Origin of the sequence: Sedimentibacter sp. B4 (genome assembly GCF_000309315.1) — a bacterium.
GTDB classification, from domain to species: Bacteria; Bacillota; Clostridia; order Tissierellales; family Sedimentibacteraceae; genus Sedimentibacter; species Sedimentibacter saalensis.
This window is the reverse complement of sequence record NZ_CANG01000235.1, coordinates 1-231: the sequence shown is the minus strand read 5'-3', so window position 1 is coordinate 231 and position 231 is coordinate 1. Positions and strand designations below refer to the sequence as shown.

Annotated in this window: 1 pseudogene; it reads right to left on the bottom strand. The window is 68.0% G+C overall.

Annotation, left to right across the window (positions count from 1 at the left end):
• Positions 1 to 231 (bottom strand): annotated as a pseudogene (locus tag BN358_RS26250) (hypothetical protein); the annotation flags it as partial.

The following is a 231-nucleotide window of genomic DNA, read 5'->3' as shown; positions in this document are numbered from 1 at the left end:
GCCCCGGTAGACCCCTTTGGCGACGGAGGGGAGCTCGGAGAGGTAGACCAGCAGGAAGCGCGTCTCCACCGGTTGCACGGGGGTGAGCGTGAACGTCTTCGGCGCATCCTTCGCCGCCGCCATGGACTCCCACTGCTCGACGGACTTCATCGGTGCGGTCTTCGCCGGCTTGGCCGGCACCCGCAGTTCGACCGTGGCTCCGGCGTCCTCCATGGTGATCTGGACGCTCGA